Annotated in this window: 19 protein-coding genes and 2 riboswitches; of the genes, 16 read left to right on the top strand and 3 right to left on the bottom strand. The window is 64.3% G+C overall.

Translation table 11 applies throughout. The annotated features are described in order from the left end of the window. The first annotated feature begins 78 nt into the window (after positions 1–78). From atzF (B0G80_RS30730) to B0G80_RS30690, 9 genes are all read left to right on the top strand, one after another. Positions 79–1923: an allophanate hydrolase gene (atzF, locus tag B0G80_RS30730; RefSeq protein ID WP_116121695.1), complete on the top strand. Its 1845-nt coding sequence runs from the start codon at positions 79–81 to the stop codon at positions 1921–1923. A gap of 23 nt (positions 1924–1946) precedes the next feature. Next, on the top strand, positions 1947–3044 hold the full coding sequence (locus B0G80_RS30725) for a BMP family ABC transporter substrate-binding protein (protein ID WP_012427110.1): 1098 nt from the start codon (positions 1947–1949) through the stop codon (positions 3042–3044). Positions 3045–3084: 40 nt separating this feature from the next. After that, complete coding sequence (locus tag B0G80_RS30720; RefSeq protein WP_116121694.1) at positions 3085–4200, top strand: ABC transporter permease; 1116 nt, start codon at positions 3085–3087, stop codon at positions 4198–4200. Next, complete coding sequence (locus tag B0G80_RS30715) at positions 4193–5119, top strand: ABC transporter permease (protein ID WP_116121693.1); 927 nt, start codon at positions 4193–4195, stop codon at positions 5117–5119. Before B0G80_RS30720 ends, B0G80_RS30715 begins: the two co-directional genes overlap by 8 nt. Before the next feature lie 61 nt (positions 5120–5180). Further along, positions 5181–5873 (top strand): cysteine hydrolase family protein, encoded by a 693-nt coding sequence (locus B0G80_RS30710; protein WP_116121692.1) that lies wholly within the window; start codon positions 5181–5183, stop codon positions 5871–5873. Between the two features lie 2 nt (positions 5874–5875). Beyond that, positions 5876–7486 (top strand): ABC transporter ATP-binding protein, encoded by a 1611-nt coding sequence (locus B0G80_RS30705; protein WP_181920099.1) that lies wholly within the window; start codon positions 5876–5878, stop codon positions 7484–7486. Beyond that, positions 7483–8178 (top strand): cysteine hydrolase family protein, encoded by a 696-nt coding sequence (locus B0G80_RS30700; RefSeq protein WP_116121691.1) that lies wholly within the window; start codon positions 7483–7485, stop codon positions 8176–8178. The genes B0G80_RS30705 and B0G80_RS30700 overlap by 4 nt, the downstream gene beginning before the upstream one ends. Continuing rightward, the gene (gene hpxZ / locus B0G80_RS30695; protein WP_116121690.1) at positions 8169–8564 is read left to right on the top strand and encodes an oxalurate catabolism protein HpxZ; all 396 of its coding nucleotides are present in this window, start codon (positions 8169–8171) and stop codon (positions 8562–8564) included. Before B0G80_RS30700 ends, hpxZ begins: the two co-directional genes overlap by 10 nt. 35 nt (positions 8565–8599) lie before the next feature. Beyond that, positions 8600–9331 carry a GntR family transcriptional regulator gene (locus B0G80_RS30690; protein WP_116121689.1) on the top strand — a complete coding sequence of 244 codons (732 nt, stop codon included), beginning with the start codon at positions 8600–8602 and terminating at the stop codon, positions 9329–9331. A gap of 36 nt (positions 9332–9367) precedes the next feature. Here B0G80_RS30690 and B0G80_RS30685 read toward each other — a convergent pair whose 3' ends face one another. The 3 genes from B0G80_RS30685 to B0G80_RS30675 form a co-directional block, all read right to left on the bottom strand. Continuing rightward, entirely contained in the window at positions 9368–10411 is a 1044-nt protein-coding gene (locus B0G80_RS30685; RefSeq protein WP_106278011.1) for a rod shape-determining protein, read from the bottom strand. Positions 10412–10568: 157 nt separating this feature from the next. Beyond that, the gene (locus tag B0G80_RS30680; RefSeq protein ID WP_116121688.1) at positions 10569–11645 is read right to left on the bottom strand and encodes an ABC transporter substrate-binding protein; all 1077 of its coding nucleotides are present in this window, start codon (positions 11643–11645) and stop codon (positions 10569–10571) included. A 161-nt stretch (positions 11646–11806) separates the two neighbouring features. After that, a riboswitch (guanidine-I (ykkC/yxkD leader) is annotated at positions 11807–11945 on the bottom strand. A gap of 107 nt (positions 11946–12052) precedes the next feature. Continuing rightward, a complete protein-coding gene (locus tag B0G80_RS30675; RefSeq protein ID WP_116121687.1) occupies positions 12053–12421 on the bottom strand; it encodes a MarR family transcriptional regulator in 369 nt (122 codons plus the stop codon). 156 nt (positions 12422–12577) lie between these two features. Between B0G80_RS30675 and B0G80_RS30670 the strand changes: the two genes are divergently transcribed. From B0G80_RS30670 to B0G80_RS30635, 7 genes are all read left to right on the top strand, one after another. Continuing rightward, positions 12578–13480, top strand: coding sequence for a sugar phosphate isomerase/epimerase (locus tag B0G80_RS30670; protein ID WP_116121686.1), 903 nt, complete (start codon positions 12578–12580; stop codon positions 13478–13480). 9 nt (positions 13481–13489) lie between these two features. Then, positions 13490–14551 (top strand): isopenicillin N synthase family oxygenase, encoded by a 1062-nt coding sequence (locus B0G80_RS30665; RefSeq protein ID WP_116121685.1) that lies wholly within the window; start codon positions 13490–13492, stop codon positions 14549–14551. A 455-nt stretch (positions 14552–15006) separates the two neighbouring features. Beyond that, a riboswitch (guanidine-I (ykkC/yxkD leader) is annotated at positions 15007–15141 on the top strand. Positions 15142–15198: 57 nt separating this feature from the next. Then, positions 15199–15954 (top strand): urea amidolyase associated protein UAAP1, encoded by a 756-nt coding sequence (locus tag B0G80_RS30655; protein ID WP_116121683.1) that lies wholly within the window; start codon positions 15199–15201, stop codon positions 15952–15954. A gap of 11 nt (positions 15955–15965) precedes the next feature. Then, a complete protein-coding gene (locus tag B0G80_RS30650; RefSeq protein ID WP_116121682.1) occupies positions 15966–16622 on the top strand; it encodes an urea amidolyase associated protein UAAP2 in 657 nt (218 codons plus the stop codon). Beyond that, complete coding sequence (uca, locus tag B0G80_RS30645; RefSeq protein ID WP_116121681.1) at positions 16619–20215, top strand: urea carboxylase; 3597 nt, start codon at positions 16619–16621, stop codon at positions 20213–20215. The genes B0G80_RS30650 and uca overlap by 4 nt, the downstream gene beginning before the upstream one ends. Continuing rightward, positions 20212–21666 (top strand): allophanate hydrolase, encoded by a 1455-nt coding sequence (gene atzF / locus B0G80_RS30640; protein ID WP_116121680.1) that lies wholly within the window; start codon positions 20212–20214, stop codon positions 21664–21666. Before uca ends, atzF (B0G80_RS30640) begins: the two co-directional genes overlap by 4 nt. Further along, on the top strand, positions 21653–22624 hold the full coding sequence (locus B0G80_RS30635) for an ABC transporter permease (protein ID WP_116121679.1): 972 nt from the start codon (positions 21653–21655) through the stop codon (positions 22622–22624). The genes atzF (B0G80_RS30640) and B0G80_RS30635 overlap by 14 nt, the downstream gene beginning before the upstream one ends. The last annotated feature ends 42 nt before the right edge of the window (positions 22625–22666 follow it).

The following is a 22666-nucleotide window of genomic DNA, read 5'->3' as shown; positions in this document are numbered from 1 at the left end:
CATAGCTCCTGCTAATTTGAGTCCAAACTTGTATTCAAGATTGAACTCAAGGAAAAACAGGTGCTTATTTCTTCACCCATGACGGTCAAGGGTCTGCTCGCCGCATACGCTGCGGGCAACCTCACGCCGACTGAAGCCGTATCATCGGCGCTGGCGCGAATCGACGAAATCGACCGCCCGGAAGTCTGGATTCTGCGCGTGCCGGCAGCCGATTTGCAGGCTCGCGCGAAGGCACTCGAAGCGTTATACGACGCCCAAGGCAGCGCGGTGTTTGAGCACATGCCGCTGTTCGGCGTGCCGTTCGCGGTCAAGGACAACATCGACGTCGCCGGCTTGCCGACCACGGCCGCTTGCGACTCTTTCGCCTACACGCCGGACACGTCGGCGTTCGCCGTCCAGCGGCTCATCGATGCCGGCGCCATCCTGATCGGCAAGACCAATCTCGATCAGTTCGCCACCGGCCTCGTCGGCACGCGTTCGCCGTATGGCGCCGTGCGGCACAGCGAGTCGCCGTTGCGCGTGTCGGGAGGTTCGAGCTCGGGTTCGGCGGTCGCGGTGGCGACGGGTTGTGTAGCGTTTTCGCTCGGCACCGACACCGCGGGTTCCGGCCGCGTGCCGGCCGGTTTTAATGGGCTGGCCGGTCTGAAACCTTCGCTGGGACTGGTCAGCAAACGTGGCGTGGTGCCCGCGTGCCGAAGCCTCGATACGATCTCCGTGTTCGCACACGACGTGGACGATGCCTGGCGCGTGCTCACCGAAATCGCCTGTTTCGATTCGCTCGACGGCTACTCGCGCAAGGTGCCGGCTCTCGGCTTGTTGCGTTCGGCTCCACGGATCGGCGTGCCGGAGCGCTTGGAGTTCTACGGCGACGCAATAGCGAGCCAGGCGTTTTCACAAGCACTCGACAGGCTCACGACGCATCTGCATCTGCCCACGCAAGCAATCGACTTCGAGCCGCTCAAAGCCGTCTCCGCCTTGCTCTACGACGGCCCGTGGGTGGCGGAACGGCGCGCGGCGCTCGGCACGTTCTTCAAAACCCATCACCAGGCGATCGATGCGGTCGTGGCCAAAGTGATTGGCAAGGCCGAGCAGTTCAGCGCCGCCGATGCCTTTAACGGTCAGTACGCGCTAGCGGACCTGAAGCGTCACGCCGAAGCACTGTTCGAAACGATCGACGTCCTGATCGTCCCCACCACGCCGACGCATCCGTTAATCGCCGACGTCCAGGCCAATCCCGTTGAATTGAACAGTCAGCTCGGCTACTACACCAACTTCGTCAACCTGCTGGATCTATGCGCGCTGGCCGTGCCGTGTCAGCGGCGCAGCGACGGCTTGCCGGCCGGCGTGACGCTGATCGCGCCGAGCGGTGCGGATCGGCGTCTCGCCGAATTGGGCGCACGGATCCAGGCGTTGTTCGCGAATCGCGCCGAAACCGCGGAAGCCGCAACGACAACCGCGCTCATCCAGCCGTTGCCGTTTCAGGAGCCCACCCTCACCCTCGCGGTGGTCGGCGCGCATCTGCGCGGCCAGCCGTTGAACTGGCAACTCCAGCAAGCCGGCGCGCGTTTCGTGAAATCGACGCACACCGCACCAGGCTACAAGCTCTATGCGCTCGCCAACACCCAGCCACCGAAGCCCGGCCTCGTGCGTTCGACGGAACAGCAAGGCCGGCCGATCGCCGTCGAACTCTGGGAAGTGCCGCTGCGTACCTTCGGTCAATTTGTCGCCGACGTGCCCGCGCCGCTAGGCATCGGCACGTTGCAACTCGCCGACGGGCACAGCGTGAAGGGCTTCATCTGCGAGCCGTCCGCCGTGAGCGACGACAGCGGCGCACTCGACATCACCTCGTTCGGCGGCTGGCTCGCGTATCTGGCCAGCCTCGAGCCAAAGCCGCAAGCCAGCCCTCAGGCCAACGCTCTTTAACCTTCGATCAGGAATTGGACACCATGACCAGCCGCCGCCATTTCATCAAGAGCGCCAGCCTGTTGACGCTCGGCAATATTCTGCCCATCCAGTCGGTGTTCGCCGCGCCGAAGACCACCGTCGGCGTGATCTACGTCGGGGCGCGCGGCGACTACGGCTACAACCAGGCGCAGGCACAAGCGGCCGCGGTGATCAAGAAAATGCCGGACGTGAAGGTGGTGGAAGAAGAGAACGTGCCCGAGACCATCGCCGTGCAGAAGACCATGGAAGCGATGATCGAACAGGACGGCGCGACGCTCATCTTCGCGACGTCGTTCGGCTACTTCGACCCGCATGTGCTGAAGATGGCGGCGAAGTATCCGAAGGTGCGATTCGCTCATTGCGGCGGTTTGTGGAAGCAGGGCAACCCGTCGAACATCACCAGCTACTTCGGCTATATCGACGAGTGCCAGTACCTGAACGGCGTGGTCGCCGGCCATATGACGAAGAGCAAAAAGCTCGGCTTCGTCGCGGCCAAGCCGATTCCACAGGTGCTGCGCAATATCAATTCGTTCACGCTCGGCGCGCAGTCGGTCGATCCGTCGATCACCACGCAGGTGATTTTCACGGGCGACTGGTCGATGCCGGTCAAGGAAGCGGAAGCCACCAACAGTCTGGTCGATCAGGGCTGCGACGTGCTGACCTGTCACGTCGACGGTCCGAAGGTCGTGGTGGAGACAGCGGAAAAACGCGGCGCGATGAGTTGCGGTTATCACGCGAGCCAGGCCGCACTGGCGCCCAAGGGATATCTGACCGGTGCGGAATGGGACTGGGCGACGCCGTACAAGCAACTGGTGACGGGCGCGCAAGCCGGCACGCCACAGCCCAACGTATTGCGCGGCGGCCTGAAAGAAGGCTTCGTGAAGATGTCGCCGTATGGCGCGAAAGTGACGGCCGCCGCGAAGCAGAACGCCGACTCGATCAGAAGCAGCATGGTGGCCGGCAATTTCGTGATCTTCAAAGGCCCGATGAAGGACAACAAGGGCGGCACGGCGATCGCCTCGGGCGCGAGTCACAGTCAGACCGACTACACGTTGGAGAGCATGAACTATCTGGTCGCGGGTGTCGTCGGCCAGATCTGATTCCGGTGACGGCGATGTTTGCTTCAATCAAGGAGCCGTGATGCGCCCCAATGCCTCTGCCGCGAGAGTGATGCTCTCGCTCCTGCCCGCGTTGCCGACCGTGCTGGCGGTGCTCGGCACCTTGCTGCTGTTCTCGCTGTTCCTGCTCGTGCAAGGCCAGCCGGCGCCCGACGCGATCGCGCTGATTTTCCAGGGCGCGTTCGGTTCCTCGTTCGCGTGGCAAAGCACTTTGTTGCGCGCCGCGCCGTTGATGCTGACCGCGTTGTGCGTCGCCTTGCCCGCGCAAGTCGGCTTGATCGTGATCGGCGGCGAGGGCGCACTCGCGCTCGGCGGCATGTGCGCCGCCATCGTTCCGCAGATGCTGCCGCATAACACGCCATGGCTCATCGCCACACCGTTGATGGCGCTCGCGGGCATGCTCGCCGGCGGTGTCTGGATCGGCGCGGTCGGTGCGTTGCGGCAATGGCGCGGCGTCAACGAGACCATCAGCAGCCTGTTGATGTCGTATATCGCGATCGCGGTATTCAAGCATCTCGTGGAGGGGCCGCTGCGCGATCCCGCGAGCCTGAACAAACCGTCGACGCTGCCGGTGCCCGACGCGATGATGATCGGCTCGATCCCCGGGCTCGACACGCATTGGGGGCTGTTCTGGGGCGTCGTTGCATGCGTCGCGGCATGGGTGTTCGTGAAGTTCAGCACCAAAGGCTTTGCGATGCGCGTGGTGGGCGGCAGCAATCGCGCGGCGCGTCTGGTCGGTTTGCCGGTCAATGTGCTCGCGCTCACGGCATGCGTGCTGGGCGGCGCCGCAGCCGGCCTAGGCGGCATGTTCGAAGTCGCTGCGGTGCAGGGCAGCGCGAACGCGTCGCTGCTCGCGGGCTACGGTTACGCGGGCATTCTCGTCGCCTTCGCGGCACGCCAGAATCCGCTCGCGATCATCGCGTGCGCACTGATGATCGGCGGCATCGAGGCGAGCGGCAGTCTGCTGCAACGGCGCCTCGATTTGCCCGACGCCACCACGCTCGTCCTGCAAGGCCTGCTGTTCGCCAACCTGCTCGCGTGGGAAGCGCTTGGCGGGCGCCTCGCCGCATGGCGCGTGAAGTTGCAGGCCATTGCGCAGACCGATCTTGCCGTGCAACTGGAGCAGACCCATGCCTGATATGCACTCGCCCATCGTCATTCTGTTGCTGTCTCTGTTCGCGGGTGCGATCCGCGTCAGCACGCCTTATCTGTTCGTCAGTCTCGGCGAGTGTCTGACCGAGAAGGGCGGCCGCGTGAATCTCGGCCTGGAAGGCATTCTCGTGTCCGGCGCGATGAGCGGTTACGCCGGCGCGTTTCTGAGCGGCTCGCCGTGGATCGGCGTGCTTGCGGCGGGTTTGGTCGGTTTGCTGCTCGGCTGTCTGCACGGTCTCGTGTGTTCGTTGCCGCGCGTGTCGGATATCGCGTTCGGTATCGCGTTGATGCTGCTCGGCACCGGGCTTGCGTTCTATCTCGGCAAACCGTTTATCGAACCACAAGCGCCGATGCTTCCGTTCATCGACCTCGGCGCGTGGAGTTCGTCGCCGCAATTGCATAACGCACTGCATCTGAATCTGCTGTTCGTGATCGGCGTGGCGCTCGCGTTCGTTCTGCAATGGGGCTTGCGCAATACGCGCTGGGGCATGGTGCTGCGGCTCGTCGGCGATCACGCGGAAACGGCGCGCGCGATGGGCTATCCGCTCACGCGTGTGCGTATCGCGGCGACTGCGGTGGGCGGTTTATTTGCGGGCGTCGGCGGTGCGTATCTGTCGCTGGTGTATCCCGGCAGTTGGAATGAGGGGCTCTCTAGCGGCCAAGGGCTGATGGCCGTCGCGCTGGTGATCTTCGCGCGGTGGCAGCCATTGCGCTGTCTGTGGGCCGCGTTGCTGTTCGGCGCGGCGGGCGCGCTCGGTCCGGCGTTGCAGGCGATCGGCGTGACGAGTGGCTATTACCTCTATAACGCCGCGCCATATGTGCTCACCCTCGTGATCATGATCATCAATTGCCGTCCGGACCGCACGCTGGCGGGCGCGCCCGGCGAGCTGAGCCTGACGCGCTGACACGCTCGCCCATTCGCCGACCTTGCCGATATTCAGGAACCCAAACCAGGACACCCCGACCATGACCCGATTCATCGAAGCGAGACCCTACCCGTGGCCGTACGACGGCAATCTGCGCCCTGAGAACACCGCGCTCGTAATCATCGACATGCAGACGGACTTCTGCGGCCACGGCGGCTATGTCGACAAGATGGGCTACGACCTCTCGCTCACGCGCGCGCCGATCGAGCCGATCAAGAGCGTGCTGAAGACCATGCGCGAACAGGGCTTCACGATCATTCACACGCGTGAAGGCCACCGTCCCGATCTCTCCGATCTGCCCGCCAACAAACGCTGGCGCAGCCGCCGCGCAGGCACCGACGGCGTGGGCATCGGCGACGATGGTCCGTGCGGCAAGATCCTCGTGCGCGGTGAACCGGGCTGGGACATCATCGACGAACTGAAGCCGCTGGCGGGCGAGATCGTGATCGACAAGCCCGGCAAAGGCTCGTTCTGCGCGACCGATCTCGAACTGATCCTGCGCACGCGCGGTATCGAGAATCTGATTCTGACCGGCATCACGACCGATGTCTGCGTGCACACGACCATGCGCGAAGCCAACGACCGCGGTTTCGAATGCACGGTGCTCGCCGACTGCTGCGGCGCAACCGACAAAGGCAATCACGACGCCGCCTTGCACATGATCACGATGCAAGGCGGCGTGTTCGGCACGGTGTCGGACTCCGGCGCTTTGCTGCTAACGTTAGGTGGATAATCATGTCGACCGTACGGCAAGCCCTCGGTATGGAAGTGATGCATGCGTGCAAATCGTTCGGCGCGTTTCGCGCGCTGGACGATGTCTCGATCAAGGTGAAGGCCGGCACGATCCACGCGCTGCTCGGCGAGAACGGCGCGGGCAAGAGCACGCTCGTGAAGGGACTGGTCGGTTACGGCGTGCTCGACGACGGACAGATCGCCGCCGATGGCCGCGAGGTGCACATCCATTCGCCGCGTGATGCGCAGGCGCTCGGCATTGGCATGGTCTATCAGCATTTCACGCTGGCGTCGGGCTTGTCTGTCGAAGAAAATCTGCTGCTCGCGCGCGGGCAGATGCCGTGGAAAATCGACTGGAAAGCGGAACGCGCCGCATTAGTGGCATTCATGCAGCGCATGCCGTTCCGCCTGCCGCTCGATGCGCCGGTCGCGGCGCTCGCCGCGGGTGAAAAGCAGAAGCTCGAAATCCTCAAGCAACTCTACTTGCAACAGCGCTTCCTGATACTCGACGAACCGACGTCCGTGCTGACGCCGCAGGAAGCCGACGAAGTGCTCGGCCTGATGCGCGACCTGACCACGCGCGGTGAGCTGACCGTGCTGATGATCACGCACAAGTTCCGCGAAGTGATGGCCTACGCGGACGACGTCACCGTGTTGCGCAAGGGGCGCCAGGTCGGCACCAGCGCGGTGGCGAACACGAGTCGCGATGAACTCGCCGCATGGATGATGGGCACGGTGGCAGCGAGCGACGCGCCGGTCATGGCCGCAGTGACGGAGGAACGTGTCCCGCGCAAACCGCTCGATGAATCGGCCCAGGTGCGTCTTGCACTACGCGATGTATCCGTGGAAGACGATCGCGGCCACACGGCAGTGAAGCACGCGACGCTGTCCGTGCGCGCGGGCGAAATTCTTGGGCTCGCGGGCGTCTCCGGTAACGGTCAGAAGGAACTCGTGGAGGCGCTAGTCGGCCAGCGTCGCGTGAAGACCGGCGACATGCAGGTCGCCGGCAAGCCGTACCAGGCGACCCGCGAGCAGATGACGCAACGGCGCGTCTTCGCGATCCCCGAAGAGCCGCTGAAAAACGCCTGCGTCGGCGCCATGAGCGTGGCGCAGAATCTCGCGCTGCGCGACTTCGACCGCGAGCCGTTGCGGCGCGGCGGCTGGTGGCTCGATCGCCGCGCCATGCGCGAGCGCGCTGGGCAATTGATCGGCGAATTCAATGTGCGGCCGCCCGTGCCCGAGCGCGCGATCGGCACGCTGTCGGGCGGCAATGTGCAGCGTGCCGTGCTGGCGCGCGAACTCGGGCAACCGGTGGATGTGCTGATCGTCGCGAATCCCGTGTTCGGTCTCGACTTCGCATCCGTGGCCGATATCCATGCGCGTCTGATGGCCGCGCGCGATGCGGGCGCGGCCGTGCTGCTGGTCAGCGAAGACCTCGACGAACTGCTCGAACTCGCGGACCGCATCATGGTGATCGCCGAGGGCGAGCTGGTGTACGAAACCCCGGCGGCACGCGCGGATCGCACCGTGCTCGGCCAGCATATGGCCGGCCACGGCGACACGCCCACGCAGCCTGCCGTGCCCACCGAAAAACTCAGGGAAGCCATCGGATGACATCGACCAACACGCTGACCATCGACGCCCAACCCGGCCCGTTCAGCTTCGACTCCGCGAAGACCGCGCTGGTCGTGATCGACATGCAGCGCGACTTCATCGAGCCGGGCGGCTTCGGCGAATCGCTCGGCAACGACGTCTCGCTGCTCGCGGACATCGTGCCGACCGTGGCCGCGTTGCTAGCCTTCGCGCGCAAGCACCACTGGTTCGTCGTGCATACGCGTGAATCGCACGCTCCGGATCTGTCCGACTGTCCGCCGGCCAAACGTCTGCGCGGCGCGCCGAATGCGCGCATCGGCGACGCCGGGCCGATGGGCCGCATTCTGATTCGCGGCGAGCCCGGCAATGCGATCATCGAACCGCTCGCGCCGCTGGCCGGCGAACTGGTGATCGACAAACCCGGCAAAGGCGCGTTCTATGCGACCCGCCTCGGCGAGGAACTCGCCATACGCGGTGTCACGCATCTGGTGTTCGCCGGCGTGACCACCGAAGTGTGCGTGCAAACGTCGATGCGCGAAGCCAACGACCGTGGCTACGACAGCCTGCTGATCGAAGACGCCACCGCGAGCTATTTCCCCGCTTTCAAAAAGGCGACACTCGACATGGTGCGTTCGCAAGGCGGCATTGTCGGCTGGACCGCGCCTTTTTCTTCGTTGATCGAAATTGACGGGACGACCCGAGCATGGAAGTAAATCAGCCCGAAATCGTGGCACAGGTGCACGCGGCGTTCATCGAATACGAGCGCGCGCTGGTCGATAACGACGTCGCGGCGATGAACGCGCTGTTCTGGCACACGCCGGAAACAGTGCGCTACGGCATCGCCGAAACTCAGCATGGCGGCGAGGCGATCCGCGCGTGGCGCGAACGCTGCGAGCCGGTGCCGAAGTCGCGCAAGCTGCATCGAACCGTGGTGACGACCTTCGGCACGGACTTCGCCACCGTGAGCACCGAGTTCACCAGCGAGGCCACGCCTCTGCTCGGCCGCCAGATGCAAACCTGGGCGAGACTCAATCCCGATGAAGCCTGGAAAATCGTCGCCGCGCACGTGAGTCTCATCCATTCACCGGCCAGCCCATGAAACACCGATAATTAGAAAAAAGGGACCCTGGCATCATGAACGACGACCCGACGAATCTGCTGGAGGCGCCTGCCGCGCCGGCCGCGGCGAATCCGCTTGCCGAGCAGGTGTACCAGCAGCTCAAGACCGATATTTTCAGCTTTCGCCTGTTTCCCGGCGACCGCTTTTCCGAAAACGGCATCGCGCAGCACTACGGCGTGTCACGTACGCCGATGCGCGACGGCCTGTTCCGTCTGCAACGCGAAGGCTATCTGGAAGTCGGCTTCCGGCGCGGCTGGAAAGTGGCGCCGATCAACTTCGATCAACTCGATCAGCTCTACGATTTGCGCATCGTGCTGGAAGTCGCGGCGGTGGAGCGGGTGGGCGCGGGTGGTGACGTCGCGCATGCGGCCGTCGAGGCATTGAAGGCGGTCTGGTGCGTGGCGCCCGAGTCGCGCGAGAGCGATCCCGTGAAAATGTTCGGCATGGACGAAAATTTTCACCGGCAACTCGTTGCCGCCACCGGCAACGCGGAAATGCTGCGCGTGCATAACGAAGTGACCGAGCGCATTCGCATCGTGCGGCGGCTCGATTTTCTGAAGCCGCACCGTACCAGCGCGACTTACGACGAGCACTCCACCATGCTCAACCTGATCGAACGCAACCGCCTGACCGAGGCGATCATTCTGCTGCGCGCGCATATCACGCAGAGCAAGCTGGAAGTGCGCAAGATCACACTGTCGATGCTAGCCGCGGCGCGCGATAGCAAGCTGCCTTTTGTGTCCTGAGCGGCAGCTTGTCGAGCTTTCACTGGCAAGCCAGGCTCAGTCGTAAGAAAACGCGCCGCCGAATTTGTCGATGCGTTCGAGCGCCATGCCCGAGCCGCGCACCACGCAAGTAAGCGGCGCTTCGGCGACGAACACCGGCAAGCCGGTTTCCTCGGCAAGCAACCGGTCGAGATCGCGCAGCAGCGCGCCGCCGCCCGCCAGCATGATGCCGCGCTCGGCGATATCCGCGCCCAGTTCCGGCGGCGTCTGTTCCAGCGCGATCTTCACGGCCGAGACGATCTGGTTGAGCGGATCGGTCAGCGCTTCGAGAATCTCGTTGCTGGACACCGTGAAGCTGCGCGGAATGCCTTCGGACATATTGCGGCCCTTGACTTCCATCTCCTTGACCTCGGAGCCCGGAAACGCGGAGCCGATTTCCTTCTTGATCGCTTCGGCCGTTTGCTCGCCGATCAGCATGCCGTAATTGCGGCGAATATAGTTGACGATCGCGTCGTCGAACTTGTCGCCGCCCACGCGCACCGAGCCTTTATAAACGATGCCGCCGAGCGAGATCACGCCCACTTCGGTCGTGCCGCCGCCGATATCGACCACCATCGAGCCGGTCGGATCGGACACCGGCAAGCCCGCACCGGTGGCCGCGGCCATCGGCTCCTCGATCAGATAGACCTGCGAGGCGCCCGCGCTGTGCGCGGCCTCCTTGATCGCGCGCCGCTCCACCTGGGTGGACCCGCACGGCACGCAGATGATGATGCGCGGCGACGGCGCGAACATACGCGACTCGTGCGCCATCTGGATGAAGCGCTTGATCATCTGCTGGGTGATGTTGAAGTCGGCGATCACGCCGTCCTTCATCGGGCGGATCGCCTCGATATTGCCCGGCACCTTGCCGAGCATCTGTTTTGCTTCCTTGCCGACGGCCAGAATGATTTTCTTGCCATTCGGGCCGCCTTCCTGACGAATCGACACCACCGAGGGTTCGTCCAGCACGATGCCCTTGCCACGCATGTAAATCAGGGTGTTCGACGTGCCGAGGTCGATGGCCAGGTCATTGGAAAAATAGCCGCGCAGAAAACCGAACATGCAAATTCCTGTCTCTCGGAAGTCGGGCGCAAAGCGCCGCTTGGAGTGCCGCCCGAAGGCGGCAGGCGACCAGTTGACGGTCGGGAGAGACGCAAGAATAACAGTTTCGGGTCCGCGGGCTGTCTAGCGGTTGCGATTGCGGCGCCTTGCGGGCCGCTTACTGCGCGTTGGCAAGCTCCGGATCGATATAGGCGCTCACGTTCTGCGACTGTTTGTACACGGCGTTGCGCACGTTGAACTTGTCGGCATTCACGCTCGAACCGTACACGGAGTCCAGCCCGTCGCCTTTGGTGAAGGCCTTTTTCGCCGCGGCGGCGTCGAGCAGGTGCGTGCCTTTCAGCAAGGGCAGGTACTGCGCCGGCGTGAGGCCGACCCGCGCGGACATGATCCTGACCGCGTCCGGCTGCGTCTTCGGATCGTTAATATAGGCCACGCAGCGATACCAGACCTTGATCACCTTGGCCCAGTCGGCCTTGCGCGATTGCAGGCTGACGGGGTTGACCGTGATCGCGTCGTAGATCAGGCCGGGGGCGTCGGCGGAGGTGAAGATGGGCCGCGAGCCGGGCACGCGCTTGAGCGCTTCGCCGGCGTTCGGTTGCCAGGCGCCGACCGCGGCGACGTCGCCAGACGAGGCGAGCACTTGCGGCAATTCGTTGGTCTTCGCATTGACGAGCGTGAGGTCCGATTCCTTCAGCGCATGTTTTTCGAGCGCGGTGTCGAGCAGCAGGTGATCGACGAGGCCCATTTCCACGCCGACCTTCTTGCCCTTCAATCCTTCCACCGTGCGCACCGGCGGCTTGGCGACGATCATGTCGTTGCCGCTCGAATAGTCGGTGAGCAGGATCATCACGTTCTTCGCGCCGCTTGCACCCGTCACGAGCGCGTCGCCGTTGGTCGCGCCGACCGCGTCGAGCTTGCCGGCGGAAAATGCATCGAGCGACGCGGAGTAGTCGAACCATTGAAAATTGACGTCCACGCCCGCTTCCTTGAACCAGCCTTTTTCGATGGCGATCTGGAAAGCGACGAAGCCGGGCCAGTCGCTATAGCCGATGGCGAGCGGCGCGGCCGCGGCATGCGCCGGGCTGGCGGCAGGGCCCGCGGCAAGACCGATAGCGAGTGCGGCGGCGGCCACAGCGAGCGCGCCACGCGTGCGCAGGGCCGAAGCGAAGCGGGCAGGCGAGGCGAGTGATGCACGGGGAGTGCGAGACGTCAGGACAGATGCGAAGCGTTTCATCGTTTTCTCCAGGAGACCGGTCAATTGCGATTGTTGAGTTGGATCGCGCGGCGACTGCGCGATGAAACAACATGACCGGTTCCCGCGAGAGAACAACGACGCGGAAACTGCGGGAGACAAACACCGGCCACGGAGAGGCACGATAGACATTGCTATCGCCAATCTCCCGGGCTTTTGTCCCGCCGTGTAGTGCGGCCGCCAGTACGTGCCTGCAATCGGATTGCAAGCGAACCGGCCGGCTGCACCGGGCTGCTCTCGGACCAGACATTCTCGCGAACCGGAACCCTAGCATCCCTAAGATGCGACGCTGCCGCACCTCTCGGTGAGTTATGTAGCGAGAAATATGCCAGCAGATCGCGCGGTTGAGATCATGGCAACGCTTCAATTTCGGCGTCGCGTGAGCGAAGTCAATCCAGCGCCGCGAACCGTTGATGCACGTAAGCGAGAAACTGCTCCAGCCGTTCCTCGATCGATGCCGCGAGGCTCACCTGTTTGATGCGGCGATCCTCGGCGGAACTCGTTTCCAGCAGCCAGCCGCCGTCGATCAACTCCTGTACGTACCGCACGGCGGTGCGGCGGCTCACGCCCGGCATGAATTCGTAGAGCGCTGTCTTGGCGAAGTGGTCGTCCTGATCCACCCACATGCGGCAGAACAGGTCGCTGTAGTTCAGGTCGTTCAGGCCGAGATCGCCGAAATGCGCCGACCACTGCCAGTCCATGTCGAGAATGGCGCGCGCGACGGCTTGCCCCTTGGCCCGCGCAATTTTCTTCTTCATCGATTCACCACGAGGAGGAGGGCTGCACAGTTTAAGTGCTAATCGAGCCGGAAATCGGGCGCGCGAAAATATTCCACGGCCACGTAGGGATAGTTTATTGACTTGCGCTTTTCATGTGTACTATTGCATGCAAATTTGCATGTAAGTGGAGAGGCGATGAAATTCGAATTGTTCAAGACGTTCTGGGGATTCGATGGCGGCCCACGCGATGCCGCGCCGTTCGTGCGGGCGGCCGGCTTCGACGGCATCGAAGCGCCGGTGCCGTCCGGCGGCGCAGCGCGCGATGCCTTTGCGCAGGCCATTGCCGACGAGAGCCTCGGTTTCATCGCGGAGATCACAACGGCCGGCAGCTACGTGCCGGAACGTTCCGCGACGCCTGCCGATCATCTGCGAGACTTCGAGGAGAAGATCGTGTGGGGCAAGCCGCTCGAACCGCGCTTCTTCAACGTCATGGCCGGTTGCGATGCGTGGCCGGCGGCGACCCAGGTGGACTTCTTCGCGCGCGCGGTGGAGATCGCGGCGAAACATGATGTGACGTGCAGCTTCGAAACGCACCGTGGGCGCTCGTTCTTCAATCCGTGGATCACTCGCGACGTCGCGCGCGCCGTGCCCGCGCTCAAGCTGACCTGCGACTTCAGCCATTGGGTGTCGGTGTGCGAGCGGCTGCTTGACAGCGAGTGGGACACGATCCTCGAACTGGCGCCGCATGCGCATCATTTGCATGGCCGTATCGGTTATCCGCAAGGTCCGCAGGTGCCGCATCCGGCGGCGCCCGAGTATGCGGACTGCCTCGCTTCGCATCAGCGGATCTGGGAGGCGCTGTGGAGCGCGCAGATCGAGCAGGGCTACACCGTCACGACGATGACGCCGGAGTTCGGCCCCGACGGCTATCTGCATACGCTGCCGTTTACGAACGCGCCGGTGGCCGATCTGTGGGAGATCAATACATGGATGGGGCGCGAGGAACGGCGCCATCTGGCTGCGTTCCTTGCCGAGCGCGAAGGAGGCGGCGGGAGAAAAGAGCAAGCGCAATCTCAAACCAGCGCGCAGCTTGTTTAGGCGCCTCTCATGAACTCAACCCATACGAGCTTTCAGCAACTACCCATCGTCGACGTGAGCGGCCTGTTCAGCGACGACGCCAGCCGGCGGCTCACCACCGCGCGCGCGCTCGATCGCGCGGCACGCGAGGCCGGCTTCTTCTACGTCACCGGCCATCAGGTATCGCGCGCGCAGCAAAGCGCGTTGATCGAGCAGGCCAGGCGCTTCTTCGCTGCCGAACCTGAATGGAAGATGCGCTACTACATCGGCAAGTCGACGGCGCATCGCGGCTATGTGCCCGAAGGCGAGGAAGTCTTCGCGGGCGGCAAGCGCGACAGGAAGGAAGCCTTCGACACCGGCCGCGAACTGCCCGCCGACGACCCCGACGTGCGTGCCGGCACGCCGATGCTGGGCCCGAATACCTGGCCGGAACAAGCAGGTTTTCGCGAAGCGGCGGGCGGCTACTACGAAGCCGCGTTCGAACTCGGCCGCGCCCTGTTTCGCGGCTTCTCGCTCGCGCTCGGCTTGCCCGAACAGCATTTCGACCGGTATCTGCGCAAGCCGCCGAGCCAGTTGCGGCTGATCCACTATCCGCTCGATCCGTCGGCGGAAGACCGGCCCGGCATCGGCGCGCATACCGACTACGAGTGCTTCACGATCCTGCTGCCGACCGCGCCAGGACTCGAAGTGATGAACGGGGAAGGCGAGTGGATCGACGCGCCGCCGGTCGAGAACGCGTTTGTTGTGAACATCGGCGACATGCTGGAAGTGTGGACGGGCGGGACGTATGTCGCGACGTCGCATCGCGTGCGCAAGGTGAGGGAAGAACGCTACTCGTTTCCGCTTTTCTTTGCCTGCGACTATCACACGGTCGTTGCGCCGCTGCCGCCATTCGCGACGCCCGAAGCGGTGGCGAAATACCCGCCCGTGTCGGCGGGCGACCATCTGTTCGCGCAGACAGCGCAGAGTTTTACCTATCTGAAGGAACGTCTCGAACGAGGAGAACTACAGTTGCCCGATGGTTCGAAAGCGTTGTCGAGCTTCGGCCAACAGGCGCGCTATGCGAGCGCGGATCTGGACACTCAAGGCTGAGCGAAAACCTGCCGCGATCCAAACGCAAATGCCTGGATGCATGGCATCACGACAACACGCCGCTTCAGTTACGAGCGGCGCTGTTGCTTTTGCAACTCGATGAAACGTGCCGACATCAAGGTGTAAAGCGCGCGTCGGATAGCGGCAAGCGTCGGCATGGTCATGTCAGGAAGGGAGTGGATGTGGCGCATAGATACGCACACACCATGCCATCGCTCAGAGCCATGTCCGGCGTCGCGCGGGCTCGCGGCGAGCCCAATCGTGGTGCCCGGCGCATCCAACTGGTGCGGATTCACAAACGGCGCTGGTGCGTGAGCGATCGGCCCACCCCTACCTGCCTGCCGCGCGCATCGCATCCAATCCCTTGCCACGCCACACTTGCCGCATCCTTGAGACAACGCTGGCACGCAACTCGCTTAGCTACGCAGCGAGAGGTGCGAAGTAATTTGCATCATCTTCAGGATCGCTAGGGTTCCGGTCGTGTGCGGGTCAATGCGCACGATGCCTGGTCCGAGAGCAATCCGGTCTTGCCGTTCACCTTCTTTCAAGGCGCCGGCGAGGCTCCACGGAGGGATAAAAGCCCGGGAGGTCGCGATGTCGGTCAATCGCCCTCTCATGCTTATTCCCAACCGATACCTGGAGCCTCCATGTCGACGCAATCCCCTGTCGATCTCGCACCGATCCCGCACGTGGCATGGGAAACGGTGATTCCCGCCGGCACGCACTGGTCCGGCGTGCTGCGCCGTGGCATGGCGTTGCGCGTCGTCGATAGCGAAGGCGGCGCGAATCTGGCCGCGGTGTTCTACCGGCACGACGAACCGCTCGAACGCTACAACATGGCCGATACGCTGAAGGCGCAGCACACCGCGCATCTGACGCGCGGCCACGTGCTCTATTCGGACATGGGCCGCGTGCTGGCCTCGATCATCGCCGATACGCTCGGCTGGCACGATCCGCTCGGCGGCATCGGCGACGCGGAATTGTCCGCCGCGAAATACGGCGAGGCCCGCTACCAGCAGCATCGCAATGCAATGATCCGCAACGGCCGCGACAGTCTGCTGCTCGAACTGGCGAAGCACGGGCTCGGCACGCGCGACCTCGTCGCCAATATCAACTTCTTCAGCAAACTCGCGATCGGCGAGGACGGCGCGCTTAGCTTCGTAGCGGGCCATTCGCCGGCTGGCGCCGCGTTCGATCTGCGTTTCGAAATGGACACGCTCGCCGTGTTTTCGACCGCACCGCATCCGCTCGACCCTTCTTCCGAATACAAGCCGAGACCCGTCAAGCTGATCGCGTACCGCGCGTATGCGGCCGACGCCTGCGTGCCGGCCGACGATGCCTGCCGTTGCGCGTGCCCGGAGAACGGGCGCGGCTTCGTCAACACCGACCGTCTGTTCGTTTAAGGAGACCCGCGATGCCCATTATCGAAAGCAAGCTCGAACTCCGTCATGCGGTCTACGACCTCACGCTGCCTTCGGGCGAGCCGTGGCTGCATGAAGTCAAACGCGGTCAGGTGTTCCGCATTCTCGACCTGGAAGGCAATCAGGCCGTGGACACGCTGTTCTATAACAGCGCCGATCCGCTCGAACGCTATAGCGCACAAGACACGATCCGCGCGCAACGCAATCTCTATCTGTCCGCCGGCAGCGTGCTCATGTCGAACCTCGGCAAGCCGATGCTGAGCATCGTTGCCGACACGTGCGGCCGTCATGACACGCTCGGCGGTGCTTGCGCGGCCGAGAGCAATACCGTGCGTTACGCGCTCGACAAGCGCCATATGCATAGCTGCCGCGACAGTTTCCTGCATGCGATCACGCATTGCACGTGCGGCGTGGGCACGCAGCTCGGCAAGCGTGACATTGTCAGCAACATCAACTTCTTCATGAACGTGCCGGTGACGCCGCTCGGCAAACTGACGTTCGAAGACGGCATCTCCGCGCCGGGCAAGTACGTTGAAATGCGCGCCGAAATGGATGTCACGGTGCTCATCTCGAACTGCCCGCAGTTGAATAATCCGTGCAACGGCTACAACCCCACGCCCGTGCGACTGACGATCTGGGATGCCCAATGAGATTCCATAAAGTCCTGATTGCCAATCGCGGCGAGATTGCCTGCCGCGTGATTCGCACGCTCAAGCGGCTCGGTATCGCGTCGGTCGCGGTCTATTCCGAAGCCGATCGCCATGCCATGCATGTGATGCTCGCCGACGAAGCCGTGTGCATCGGCCCGGCGCTCGCGGCGCAGAGTTATCTGAACAGCGCGGCGATTCTCGAAGCGGCGCGTGCAAGCGGCGCCGACGCTGTGCATCCCGGCTACGGCTTTCTGTCCGAGAACGCCGCCTTCGCGCAAGCATGCGACGACGCCGGCATTCGCTTCATTGGCCCAACGCCGCAGCAGATGCGCGAGTTCGGCCTGAAGCACACGGCGCGAGAAATCGCGCAAGCCAACGACGTTGCCTTGCTGCCCGGCACAGGCCTGCTGCCCGACGTAAGTACGGCGTTGCGCGAGGCGGAGTCGATCGGCTATCCGGTCATGCTGAAGAGCACCGCGGGTGGCGGTGGCATCGGCATGTCGCTGTGCCGCGACGCCGCGCAACTGGAGAGCGTGTTTGCGTCGGTCGCGCGGCTCGGCGCAGCGAACTTTGCCAATGCGGGTGTGTACGTCGAGAAGTTCGTGGAAAACGCGCGTCATATCGAAGTGCAGATTTTCGGCGACGGCAAAGGCGGCGTGATCTCGCTCGGCGAACGCGATTGTTCGGTGCAGCGGCGCAACCAGAAGGTGATCGAGGAGACGCCCGCGCCTGGCCTCACGCACGCGGAACGCAGCGCGCTGCATGCGAGCGCCGTGCGTCTCGCTCAAGCCGTGAAGTACAAATCAGCGGGCACCGTGGAGTTCGTTTTCGATGCCGACACGCGCCGCTTCTATTTCCTTGAAGTGAACACGCGATTGCAGGTCGAGCACTGCGTGACGGAAGAAGTCACGGGTATCGATCTGGTCGAGTGGATGATCCGCGAAGCCGAGGGCGAACTTGCGCCGCTCGATACGCTGGCGCCCGTGCCACAAGGTGCGAGCATTCAGGTGCGCCTGTACGCGGAAGACCCGCACAAACAGTTTCAACCGAGTGCGGGCGTGCTGACGCATGTCGCGTTCGCCACCGACGCGCGGGTCGACACGTGGGTCGATTCGGGCACGGAAGTCAGCGCGTTCTACGATCCATTGCTCGCCAAGCTGATCGTCAAAGGCGAGACGCGCGAGGCTGCGCTGGCCGCGTTGCGTGCCGCGCTGGAACAAACGCAGTTGTACGGCATCGAGACCAATCTCGACTATCTGCGCGCCATTGCCGGATCGGCGACGTTTGCGCGCGGTGAGCAGACCACTGCGTTCCTGTCGCGCTTCATGTTCGCGCCGCATACGATCGACGTGCTCGACGGCGGCGTGCAAACCACTGTGCAGCAGACGCCCGGACGAACCGGCTACTGGGACATCGGCGTGCCGCCGTCGGGTCCGATGGACGATCTGTCGTTCCGCCTCGCCAACGAACTGCTCGGCAATCCCGCCGACGCCGCGGGGCTCGAATGCGCGATGGTCGGTGCCACGCTGCGCTTCAATACCGCGACGCTCTTCGTGCTCGGCGGCGCGCCGCTCGCCGCCACGCTCGACGGTGCGCCGGTTGCGCTCTGGCAAGTCACGCGCGCGCCAGCGGGCGCCGTGCTCAAGCTCGGTGGCGTAACAGGCGCCGGCATGCGCGCATGTCTCGCGCTGAAGGGCGGCCTGCAGGTGCCGGACTATCTCGGCAGCAAGGCGACCTTCACGCTCGGGCAGTTTGGCGGCCACGCAGGTCGCGCTTTGCGCAAGGGCGACGTGCAGCATCTCGCCGATGGCGCGGATCGCGGTGAAGCGGGCGCGCGACTGGACGCAACGCGCGTGCCGGTGCTGACGCACGACTGGACGCTCGGCGTGCTCGACGGCCCGCACGGCGCGCCCGATTTCTTCACGCCCGACGACATCGCGATGCTCTACGGCACGCGCTGGACAGTGCACTACAACTCCAGCCGCACAGGTGTGCGCCTGATCGGCCCCAAGCCGCAATGGGCACGCATGGATGGCGGCGAGGCGGGTCTGCATCCGTCGAATATTCACGACAATGCGTATGCGGTCGGTGCGGTGGACTTCACCGGCGATATGCCCGTGATTCTCGGTCCAGACGGTCCGAGCCTTGGCGGCTTCGTGTGTCCGGTCACGGTGGTGGGCGAGGAGTTATGGAAGCTCGGTCAACTGCGTCCGGGCGATACGGTGCGCTTCGAACGGGTGCCGGTCAAAGCGGCGCAACGCGTGACACAGGCGGGCGAAGCGGCTCACGATTGCATCCTCTATCGCGACCCGACCGCAGGCGAGGGCACCGGCGTGGTCTATCGCCGCTCCGGCGATCAGAACGTGCTGATCGAATACGGTCCGCTCGTGCTCGACCTCAACTTGCGCTTTCGCGTGCATGCATTGATGAACTGGCTCGATGCGCACCGCTTGCCGGGCATCATCGATCTGACGCCGGGCATCCGTTCGCTGCAGGTGCATTTCGATCACCGCGTACTGTCGCACGACACGTTGCTTGCGCATCTGCAGCAAGCCGAGCGCGAACTGCCCGCCGTGGACGCGATGCGCGTGCCGAACCGCATCGTGCATTTGCCGCTCTCATGGGACGACCCGTCGACGCGGATCGCGATCGAACGCTACATGCAGTCCGTGCGTCCCGACGCGCCGTGGTGCCCGAGCAATATCGAGTTCATTCGCCGCATCAACGGACTGCATAGTATCGACGACGTGAAGCGCATCGTGTTCGACGCGCGCTACCTCGTCATGGGTCTCGGCGACGTCTATCTCGGCGCGCCGGTCGCGACGCCGCTCGATCCGCGTCACCGGCTCGTCACCACCAAGTACAACCCGGCGCGCACGTGGACGCCGGAGAACGCGGTGGGCATCGGCGGCGCGTATCTGTGCGTGTATGGGATGGAAGGTCCGGGCGGTTATCAGTTCGTCGGCCGCACGGTGCAGATGTGGAACCGCTATCGCACCACGCGCGAGTTCGAAGCGGGCAAGCCGTGGCTGCTGCGCTTCTTCGATGAGATCCGCTTCTACGAGGTCAGCGAAGCCGAGCTGGCCGAACTGCGCACGGATTTCGTCGCGGGCCGCGCGAGTCTGAAGATCGAGGAGTCCGTGTTCGACCTCGGCGCATACAACCGTTTCCTGAAGGACGAAGCCGAGTCGATCGCCGCGTTCAAAAGCACGCAGCAAGCCGCCTTCGATGCGGAACGCGAGCGCTGGGACGCGGCCGGACATGCCGAATATGTCGGCGAAACGGACGGCGATGCGGCGCATGCCGGCAACATGACGAACGACGCGCTTGCGGCTGGCCAGCAAGGCATTGTCGCCGACGTGTCGGGCAGCGTGTGGAAGCTGCTCGTCAAGGCAGGCGAAAGGGTCGCCGACGGCCAGGTGGTGGCGATCGTCGAGTCGATGAAGATGGAAATCTCCGTCACCGCGAGCGGCGACGGCGTGATCGAAACGATCGACTGCGCGGAAGGCGCGGCGGTCGTCGCGGGTCAACGATTGATGGTGATGCGCGCCGGCATTGCAGCCGACGCCACCGAGGAGGCTACGTGCAAATGAAATCCCACGACGATCTGTTCCAGTCCATGTCGATCGAAGCGCTGCGGGCGCGCTATCGCGCCGGCAGCCTCACGCCGGCGCAGCTGGTGGAAGCCATCGCCGCGCGGGCTTCGGGCGACGATCCGCATCACGCATGGATCCGCCCGTTGAGCCGCAACGAGATGCTACGGTACACCGACGCGCTCGAAGGCCGCGACATCGACACGTTGCCGCTCTACGGCGTGCCGTTCGCCATCAAGGACAACATCGACCTGGCCGGCATTCCGACCACCGCCGCGTGCCCCGCTTATGCGTACACGCCCACGGTTAGCGCGCCGGTGGTCGCGCGCCTGATCGCGGCCGGCGCGATTCCGATCGGCAAGACCAATCTCGACCAGTTCGCCACGGGGTTGTCCGGCCAGCGCTCGCCGCACGGTGCGTGCCGCAACGCGCTCGATCCGCGCTACGCGTCGGGCGGCTCGAGTTCCGGTTCGGCGGTATCGGTCGCGCTCGGGTTGGCGGCGTTTTCGCTGGGCACCGACACAGCCGGCTCGGGACGCGTGCCCGCGGCGTTCCACGGCCTGTTCGGACTGAAGCCGACCAAGGGCGTGCTGAGCACGCTCGGCGTGGTGCCGGCGTGCAAATCGCTCGACTGCGTGTCGATTTTCGCGCGCTCGGCAGACGACGCCCAGCGCGTGTTCGACGCCGCGCGCGGTGTCGCGCCAAGTGATCCGTATGCGCGCGAATTCCAACCGCCGCCGGGCGCCGCGCAACCTGACGCGCAACCGTCGCTGCGCGGTGTGCGTTTCGGCGTGCCGCGAGCGGACCAGCTCGAATTTTTCGGCGACACCTCGTACGCGCACGCTTTCGATGCCGCGCTCACGCGTTTGCGAGCCGCCGGCGCCGAACTGGTCGAGATCGACTTCGAGCCGTTCCTCGCCACCGCGCGGCTGCTCTACGAAGGGCCGTGGGTAGCGGAACGGCTTGCGGCGATCCGCGAGTTCGCCGACACGCAGCCCGACGCGCTGCATCCGGTGATCCGCGAGATCATCGGCGGCGCGGCGCGCTGGAGCGCGGCCGATGCGTTCGCCGCGTTCGACCGACTCGCGTTCCTGCGCATGCAAGCGGCGCAAGTCTGGCAGCGGATCGACGCCATCGTTACGCCGACGTCAGCGACGACCGCCACCGTCGACGAACTGGAAGCGGACCCGATCCGCGTGAACTCGCGCTTCGGCTACTACACGAACTTCGTCAACCTGCTTGACCTGTCCGCATTGGCGGTGCCGGCCGGCGTCTGCACGGTCGGCCGGCATGCGGGCTTGCCGTTCGGCGTGAGCTTCGTCGCGCGTGCCCAGGAAGACATCGTGCTGCTCGATCTGGCGCGCGCGTGGCTCGACGAAACGACCGCCCCGCCAGGGTCCGTATACGACGCAAACGCGGTCCGCCCAGGAGAATCCCATGGCCGTCATTGACAGAACCGAATGGTTCGCGGTGCGCCGCGAACTCTCCGCGCGCGGCAAATGGCTGTTAGGGGCGGGCTCGTTCCTGTTGCCGCTGCTGGTCTGGTGTCTGGTCAGCTACGTGCCGTTCATCTGGCATCCACAGGTGCTGATCGAGACGCCGGGCAGCGTCGACTATTTCCAGCCGGGCATGCGTGTGGACAAGGACGTGTTCGCCGACGAACTTGCCCATGCGCGCGACGCCCATGCCGCCTTGCCGGCCGGCGAACCGGTCAACCCGGTGTATTTGCCCGCGCCCCATGAAGTGCTGCGCGCGTTCTATACCGCGTTCACCACGCCGCCCGCATCGCGCGAGGGCGTCTGGCTGCATCAGAGTCTATGGCAGAGCATTCAGGTGATTTTCTGGGGCTTCGTGCTGTCGTCGGTGATCGGCGTGCCGATCGGCATCGTGTGCGGCACGTACAGCGCGATCGCGCGCTTGCAGGAACCGTTCTTCGAGTTCTTCCGCTACTTGCCCGCGCCCGCGTTCGGCGCGCTGATGGTGGCGATTCTCGGCATTTACGACGGCCCGAAGATCGCGATCATCGTGATCGGCACGCTGTTCCAGCAGGTGCTGATCGTGGCCAACACGACCCGCAAGCTCGAATACGGCCTGTTCGAAGCCGCCATGACGCTCGGCACCAGGAAGTTCAAGCTGCTCACGCACGTGGTGATCCCCGGCATCCTGCCCGACCTGTACCGCGACCAGCGCATTCTGCTCGGCTGGGCGTGGACCTATCTGATCGTGGCGGAACTGGTCGGGACCAGTTCCGGCATCACCTGGTACATCACGCAGCAGGCGCGCTACCAGCATTTCGACAACGTTTATGCAGCGATCATGATGATCGGCATCATCGGCCTGGGCACCGATCTCGTGCTGGCCTTTCTCGGCCGCAAGCTGTTTCCGTGGGACCGCACGCTCAAGGCGTAGCGGACGGTTTTCGTGACACGGCTTATCGCATGCACCGCAGCG

It is taken from the genome of Paraburkholderia sp. BL6669N2 (assembly GCF_003387275.1).
In the GTDB taxonomy this organism is placed as follows: Bacteria; Pseudomonadota; Gammaproteobacteria; order Burkholderiales; family Burkholderiaceae; genus Paraburkholderia.
This window is presented reverse-complemented; position numbering and strand designations above follow the sequence as displayed.